We start from the raw sequence: 1386 nt of genomic DNA, 5'->3' as shown, positions 1-1386 counted from the left end.
GGAACGTGAGGGAGAGTTTGGCCAACTTTTGATTGAAGGGGCATGCCCCTTCAATCAAAAGTCAAAGCTGCGAAAGTGGGGAATTTTCAAGCAGCACAAATGGGGAAAATACATCCAGCACTGACAGATGCCTGGACAAATCCAGAGATGCTCGTGCAGTGGTGGGGTCCTGAAGGCATGATCACACCAGAATGCGAAATGGATGTACGCGCAGGTGGCAAATGGAAAACCACCATGACGTCCACCAAAGAAGGCGGAGCTTATAAGGTTTCGGGCATTTACAAGGTTCTGGATCGTCCTAACCGCCTTTGCTTCACATGGGGCTGGATAAATGATGGCGTCCGCGGTCACGAGACAGACGTTGAGGTCACCTTCGAGCCGATCAAGGATGGCACCCGGATGACCATGTTACAAAAAGTATTCGCCGATCCAGAGCAGACCAAAAACCACGGCTGGAGCAGCAGCTTCAACGATCTGCAACACTTCGTCGAAAGCTAAGACGCTCTCCCCTCCTAAAAAGCGCCCATTCACGATCCGATATCGTGGGTGGGTGCAGCTAGTTAACCTTCACAATTCATCCCACTAAAACTAAATTACAGCTTTAACAAAGTATCTTTCATGTTGATATGCCTGTTAGAAAACCCAGCTCAGAGTTAATCAACACATCGAATAAGACGACCGCATCACCAACTTTTCTTTGCAAAGTAAGAGGTGGTTCCGTTTATTTGGACAGGTGAGCGTCTTTTATAAGTGGATCCGCTCCGATTACGCAGCAGCTTGAGTTATGTGCTGCGGGTGGGTGCAGTAAGCCTGATCCGGGGTGTTCCGTTCAAGCGATGAATGTGGGCGCTTCTGGTTATAAAAGGTGATGTACTGCTTAATGGATTTTCTGGCCTCTGGCACACTGGCGTAGGCCTTGAGGTAGACTTCCTCATACTTGATGGTGCGCCAGAACCGTTCGATAAAAACATTGTCGCGCCATGCTCCCTTGCCATCCATGGAGATCTTGATCTTCTCACGCTTGAGCACATCGGTGAAGTCTATGCTGGTGAATTGAGAGCCCTGATCAGAGTTGAAAATCTCTGGCTTGCCGTATTTAGCGAGTGCCTCTTCCAGAGCTTCGATGCAGAAGGTAGCCTCCATGGTGATTGATAACCGCCAGCTCAGAACTTTGCACGAGTACCAGTCAATGATAGCGACCAGGTAGGTGAAGCCCTTTGCCATGGGAATGTAGGAAATGTCGATGGCCCAGACCTGACTGGGTCTTAAAACCTCCACATCACGCAGCAGATACGGGTAGATTTTATGTTCTGGCGCCGGTTTGGACGTATTGGGTCGTCGGTGGATTGCCTCAATACCCATCCTCTTCATCAAGGACCTTACTCT

2 protein-coding genes are annotated in these 1386 nt (G+C 49.4%); one reads left to right on the top strand and one right to left on the bottom strand.

What is annotated here, in order from left to right:
• Positions 1–99: 99 nt before the first annotated feature.
• Entirely contained in the window at positions 100–498 is a 399-nt protein-coding gene (locus tag PsAD37_RS13740) for an SRPBCC domain-containing protein (protein ID WP_063296627.1), read from the top strand.
• A 267-nt stretch (positions 499–765) separates the two neighbouring features.
• On the opposite strand, the gene PsAD37_RS13735 is transcribed toward PsAD37_RS13740, so the two are convergent.
• Positions 766–1386 (bottom strand): IS3 family transposase (locus PsAD37_RS13735; RefSeq protein ID WP_063296626.1); only part of this gene is annotated, 621 nt, incomplete at its 5' end.

This window comes from Pseudovibrio sp. Ad37, from assembly GCF_001623075.1.
GTDB lineage: Bacteria > Pseudomonadota > Alphaproteobacteria > Rhizobiales > Stappiaceae > Pseudovibrio.
The sequence above is the reverse complement of the archived record's forward strand: the minus strand, read 5'-3'. Positions and strand labels throughout refer to the sequence as shown.

Coding starts and splice junctions, on each gene's coding strand:
- PsAD37_RS13740 (WP_063296627.1), top strand. CDS start 100: ATGGGGAAAATACATCCAGCACTGACAGATGCCTGGACAAATCCAGAG.